We start from the raw sequence: 6,000 nt of genomic DNA, 5'->3' as shown, positions 1-6,000 counted from the left end.
GTAGCGAACAAAGGCGTCCCGTCCGGGTAGTTTCCGGTTCAGACCGCTGGTGGTGCCTACCCACAGTTGCTGCTGATAATCGAGTAATAAACACGTGGCATTTCTTGAACTCAAGGAGGTATGCTGACCCGCTCGGGGTACGTAGGATTCAAATGATCGGTTCTTTGGATCGAATGCACACAAACCTCCCAGATTAGTCAGAATCCATAGTTTGCCCTGAGTATCCCGTTTCAAATCGTAAATGCGATCATTGGGCAACGAGTGAGGATTATTCGGTTCGTGCAGGAAACGGGTAATCACCTGCGTCCGTAAGTCCAGGTAATTGAGTCCCTTCAACGTACCAATCCATAACCCCTGATTTCCCTCAGCCAGCAGGCATTTCACTTTATCATTGGAAAGCGAGTTCGGGTCTTTGGGGTCGTGGCGATAATGACGGGCGACGCTTCGATTGGCGTTGATCAGCATAACGCCCCGGTCTTCCGTACCCAGCCAAATTTGCCGTCCGTCGATTGAGGGCAGTATCGGTCCCGCGATTTTAAATGTTTCACCCAAGGGGCCAAACGACCCAAATTGTCGGGCGTAGGGACTGTAGAAATCCACGCCCCCATAGTAGGTTCCGACCCAAATGGAACCATCGCGATCCCGGAAGATGGATCGAACCGAATTATCACTCAGCGATTCCGCGTCGGTTGGTTCATTGGTTAGCGTTTTGAACCAGCTTCCATCCGACGCCACCACGTACAAGCCCGACAACGTACCAATCCAGAAGTGTCCGCTTCTGTCCGGTTGAATGGTACGAATGGTTTGCGTGGATAGATCCAGTCCCGGTACGGGATTCCAGCTACTAATTCTTCCTAAACGCGGGTCAAATACGGCGATCCCCTTTCGGTCCGTACCCAGCCACAAACGCCCCTGCGGATCCTGAGCAATGGTATTGATTCCGTTCGAGAGGTTATGATAGACGGAATCGGCGGGTTGTAAGAAGTAGTCCTGTACATCAAACTGGCCATTGGTACGGACTTTCAGTTGGGTTAATCCCAACGACGTTCCCAGCCATAGGTTACCCTGACGGTCTTCAAACAGAGCCCGCGTGTTGGGGTGACTCGGTTCAGTACGCTGATAAGTATAGTTCCGTAAGGGCTTCAGTCGATACGGTTTCGGGCCTTCGAGCTGATAAAGGCCTTTCGACGTACCAGCCCACACGCGATGTCGCCGATCTTCGGTAATACTTAGGATGGTAGAATCCGGCAAACCCTGGGCTGAAATACGCTCGAAATCGTCTCCTTCAGATTTGTACAGAGCTAAGCCTTTACTGGTGCCTACCCATAACCTTCCCTGACTATCGTGCAAAAGAGCATTGATTGTATTGGATGGCAAGTTCTTTCGCCGCGTAGGCTGATTTCTGTAGACGACCACCTGCCGTGAATCGTAGCGATTCAATCCATCGCGGGTACCTAACCAGATAAACCCTTTACGATCCTGGGTGATTGCGTATACGCTGCTTTGCGATAAGCCTTCATCAACACTGAGATGGGAAAAGGCAGGCTTGGTCATTTGCCCCTGACAAAAAGGTATCAGGAAAAATAAGCAGAGGATACAAAGCCAGCCCGCACTTGTTTGAGCATTCATGGAATTTTCAGACTCGTTTTCTTAGCTCAACGGGTCCTACCAAAGATAATTTTATTCATATATTTTAATTTAATAATCATATTTTATTTTATCTGACTAAGGGTCGCATTACGCAAGTGTCGTCCTTCGTTTCTCGTGTTTGTACTTAACCTATCCTGCCTTTTTCTGTATTCATAATAGTTTGCCCTTCGTAGCTGATTTTGGTCGTTCTCACGAAACTTATCATTGCATCGGACTATTACTCGGCGACTGATTTACAAACCCCTCTTTCTCAGGCCAGAACAACTGAATAAAGTTCACTTAAAAGTATCATTGATCCTATACCGTCGCGGCAGTAGTATAAGCTATTTTTGTAAATTAAATTTTATACTAACAGTCATTGTCAAAAAACAAATTTCTTTCACAGTTATCAGGGGCATCAGTTATTGCACTTCTACTGGTTATTATAGAACAAATATTGGATAGATTATTTTATAAATCTGTAATAAGCACCTCTCCTATCTTTCGCACTACTCAACATAACCCTTGATTGTCTTTTGTTCACTGGCTCTATCTCTATAAATCTAATTTCTCTGCTGAAGCGAATGACTTAGCTAATAAAGACAAAAAATTATGTAATTCTCTAAATCGATAAGTAAACCCGTCCAATTATTTATTTATGTATTTTAGCATATTAGTCTAATCTAACAAACTATTTAACAGCTATTTATCAATCTATACATACGTCAAAAATAACGTTAATTTTAACGTTAAAATTTGGATGCATTATTAATACATAGCCTTCATTTTGACGTTAAAATAAACGTCAAATATTTTAATATTGATTATGTTTTTAGCGTTAAAATCAGCGTTCTTTTTTACATATGTTATAAGCTAATTTACACGTTAATTACAGATTCATTATTTACTCTATTTTTAGCGTAAAAAATAGCGTCCTTTATACCTTTATTATAAATGTTATTTTTAACGCTTTATATGTTTTATTTTGAGCGTTAATATAACCGTAATTTTAAGCGTCTGTAATAAGTTCAATTTTAACTCTATTTTTAACGTTAAAATTAGATTCAAAAATAAAGTTTTAATTAGCTTTGGATTTATGTTTGAAAATAACGTGTTTTGGTATTCTGAATTTCGAGTCAAAGTCAGCGATCAATCCAGAGCTAATAATGGCTTGTTTTTGAGCGGCAGAAACAACTTCAGTTTTAGTGTAGTATCCAACGCTTTTTTTAACGCTAATTTAAACGTTACAACCATGGTTTTTACCGTCGGAGGAATTAAAGGTGGAAGTGGGAAAACGACTATTGCGACCAATCTTACGGTCTTACTGTCCAAACAGGGATTCGATGTTTTACTGGTAGATGCCGATGAACAGGAAACCTCTACTGATTTTACGGCCTGGCGGGAAGAGAATCTGCAGGGAGAAATTGGCTTTACGGCTATCAAGCTCTCGGGAGAGGCGGTTCGTAGTCAGATTTTAAAGCTAGTACCCAAGTATGACCACATTGTAATTGATACCGGAGGTCGGGATACGACTAGTCAGCGGGCAGCTATGACTGTTTCGGACGTCTACTTGGTACCCTTCAATCCCCGTAGTTTCGATTTGTGGACCTTGAACAAAGTCGAACGACTGGTTCAGGAAATCCGGGCCGTTCAGGCAACTCCTTTAACTGCCTTCGCCTTTTTGAATCGGGCAGACCCGAAAGGTACGGACAATAACGATGCCGCTGAACTCTTACAGGCTTCTGAAGTTTTTACTTATTTACCCACGCCGTTAATCAATCGAAAAGCTTATTCCAACGCCGCTTCTCAGGGATTAGGTGTGGTGGAAATGGAGGCGAAAGATCCTAAAGCAACGACGGAAATTACTAAATTATTCGAAGCAATCAATCCTCTGATTGTCAAAGGATAGTTTAAATTATTTGACGTTAATGTTCACTGGTATTATCGACGCTATTTTTACCCTTCAATTTAACGTTAAATAAAGCTTTTTTTTAACGTATCTTTTGAGGCAGAAAATCACTGTATCTATTCACGTTATGGCCATTTCGTCCGCACCCAAAAAGAAAGCTTCCAGTGATTCGGTTCCTGAAGATAAAATTCTGGAGGTGATTAATCGGGGAGGTTCTACGACTCGCCCGGTTGAGAAAGAGCTGGAAGAAAAACCCGCTCGTAAAGAAGCCAAGTCCAAACCCGCGAAAGCCGAACCTGTGCCGGAAGTACTCAAACGCTTTTCGATTGAGTTAACCGAAAGCGAAACGCATATGATCAAGGAGCTGCGGAATCACCGTCCACAACGGGGTAGAGCCCGTAAGATTTCCATTTCGGTCACGGACTGGATCATTGAAGCCGTACAGGAGAAAATTGACCGGGAAAAACGTAAATACGGCGTTGAATAAATCCCGGATCGAGTAGGGGAGGGGCTGTAGTGAACTCTACAGCCCAAATGATTTGGCGGTGTAGCTGCCCACGTTTTTAATTTCGTTGTTAGCCATACGCACCTCAATGTCGTAAAGAATTTTGTTAATCTTTTCAATCGGGAATGACTCGATGATTTCTTCCGCCTGATCCTGTCGCAACTTGAAACGGTTCATCAGACGATCCATCAGGGGACTGAAATCAATGACATTGGGCGTGATATAGGAAACCTCAAACTCTACCTGCTCCACGGGTTTACGACCTCGACCGGGACGATCCCCCAGAATAGGCGTGAATGTAAAGGTTAAATCCGTATGCCCATTGATTTCGCGACTGGCTACGTCCAGTACATCCCGCTGAAACTGCGTCCACACGGGGTATTTATCCTTGCCTGTTTTCGTGTCCATCACCCCCAGCATGAGCTTTAGGTCCACAAGTTTACGCCGAAAGGTCTTGTTTTTCATGTTTTTGTACATGCATAACAATTCGTAAATCCGCTTGGCGTAAATCGACTGCAAACTTATCGCAGCCTGTAACTGAATTTTTGTAAAGCGTTCTTTCAGATCAACATAGAAAGGGCGAATTTCCTGGGACAGGGCAATTTCGATAATGCCCGTCCCTTTTTTGTACTTCGCCGAAGCGGCAAAGGTCGTCTGCAGGAAATCCCCGTTGGGCAAATAACCCTGTACCAGCCGGGTGACGATGCGGGCTGTGGCATTTTTATACGCTTCAAATTTAATCTCTTCACTGCCCATGATTTTTGCAATTTCCTTGATGGAAACCTGATAGACTTTCATGGGTGAATCATCGGGACGAACCTGAGCAATAACCATGTAGAGGATATTTCGCTCCGTCTCCGTCATCTCGTAACGGGCCTGTGTAAGGAAGTTGTCCTGATAAATTTCTATCTGTGCATTCATGGGTTAAGAGATCGGCTATGACTGAACAAATAACGCATAAAAAAGAATATAATGTACCTAGTTTGAACAAATACATTTTATTACCAACCAAACTACATTTTTATAAGTCGGATTGACCGACCAAACTCCATTTTTTAAATGAAAAATACCGACCAAAGTCCATGTTTTTACCGACCAAACTACATTTTTTAAAAGTTATCCACAGGATAATATACTAATAATCAACTCATTACAACGCTAGTTTTTCCCTTCAAGAGATTATCAAGAGATATTGAAAAACACAAACTCTTGATGAATGAAAAAAGGGCCCCCGCTTCGTACGGGTTGAAATCAAAAAAGGCTTTTATAAAAATCAAAAAATCAAAAAGCGTGGCAAAGAAAAAAAGAGAGTCAGGCCGTGAACTAAATTTTTAGTTTATCGACTAACCTAGAAAGCGAACTTAACTCCATTCCGCCCAGCATCGTCAGCTCGCAAATACAGCCTCTCTCAGCCATTTTCTAAAGGAAGCATTTACCCTGACCCCAGTCAAATACTTTGAAGGCCTCACAAAGGCTCTTATTGAAGTCGGCTCTGAAGATCTTACTTTGTTACACCGACCAAACTACATTTTTTAATTCCGATCCCCGGTCAGCAGGGGTGCAAGGCCTGAAAGTGCCACTTCCCGCTCCATCTTTCAGATACACACCGACCAAACTACATTTTATTAAAAACCATTTCGCTTCAGAGTGATTGGTTATGATGAGTATAGAATCATTGTTAATAAATAACTGTCTGATTATGAGCTATCTTTATAAACCACTAGATTGTTTTTGAGACGTAGAAGATACACCGACCAAACTACATTTTATTAGGCAGTTTGTTTAAAAATCAACAAGTTAAAATACTGATTTTCAGATAGTTAAAAACTATATTTTCAAGTAAAATACAGGACGACCAAACTACATTTTATTAAGAAATCTGGGTTAGAATCAGGCTGATGTACGTCCAAAAATGACCGACCAAACCACATTTTATTTAGTATAGGCCTATTGAATA

The 6,000-nt window shown here is 42.0% G+C and carries 4 protein-coding genes; 2 read left to right on the top strand and 2 right to left on the bottom strand.

Annotated elements, in window-relative coordinates; all coding sequences use genetic code 11:
* Positions 1–1,629 (bottom strand): two-component regulator propeller domain-containing protein (locus tag BWI97_RS24770; RefSeq protein ID WP_304529127.1); only part of this gene is annotated, 1,629 nt, incomplete at its 3' end.
* A gap of 1,252 nt (positions 1,630–2,881) precedes the next feature.
* Here BWI97_RS24770 and BWI97_RS24765 point away from each other — a divergent pair.
* Both BWI97_RS24765 and BWI97_RS24760 read left to right on the top strand, forming a co-directional pair.
* Positions 2,882–3,538 carry an AAA family ATPase gene (locus BWI97_RS24765; protein ID WP_094812864.1) on the top strand — a complete coding sequence of 219 codons (657 nt, stop codon included), beginning with the start codon at positions 2,882–2,884 and terminating at the stop codon, positions 3,536–3,538.
* A gap of 127 nt (positions 3,539–3,665) precedes the next feature.
* A complete protein-coding gene (locus tag BWI97_RS24760; RefSeq protein WP_102203229.1) occupies positions 3,666–4,025 on the top strand; it encodes a hypothetical protein in 360 nt (119 codons plus the stop codon).
* A 36-nt stretch (positions 4,026–4,061) separates the two neighbouring features.
* On the opposite strand, the gene BWI97_RS24755 is transcribed toward BWI97_RS24760, so the two are convergent.
* A complete protein-coding gene (locus tag BWI97_RS24755) occupies positions 4,062–4,964 on the bottom strand; it encodes a replication initiation protein (RefSeq protein ID WP_102203228.1) in 903 nt (300 codons plus the stop codon).
* Positions 4,965–6,000 lie beyond the last annotated feature (1,036 nt).

Origin of the sequence: Siphonobacter sp. BAB-5405 (genome assembly GCF_002872335.1) — a bacterium.
Lineage (GTDB): Bacteria > Bacteroidota > Bacteroidia > Cytophagales > Spirosomataceae > Siphonobacter.
The sequence above is the reverse complement of the archived record's forward strand: the minus strand, read 5'-3'. Positions and strand labels throughout refer to the sequence as shown.

Bases quoted from the DNA above. Each gene is read 5' to 3' on its own strand.
- BWI97_RS24765 (WP_094812864.1), top strand. From the start codon at position 2,882: ATGGTTTTTACCGTCGGAGGAATTAAAGGTGGAAGTGGGAAAACGACT.
- BWI97_RS24760 (WP_102203229.1), top strand. From the start codon at position 3,666: ATGGCCATTTCGTCCGCACCCAAAAAGAAAGCTTCCAGTGATTCGGTT.
- BWI97_RS24755 (WP_102203228.1), bottom strand. From the start codon at position 4,964: ATGAATGCACAGATAGAAATTTATCAGGACAACTTCCTTACACAGGCC.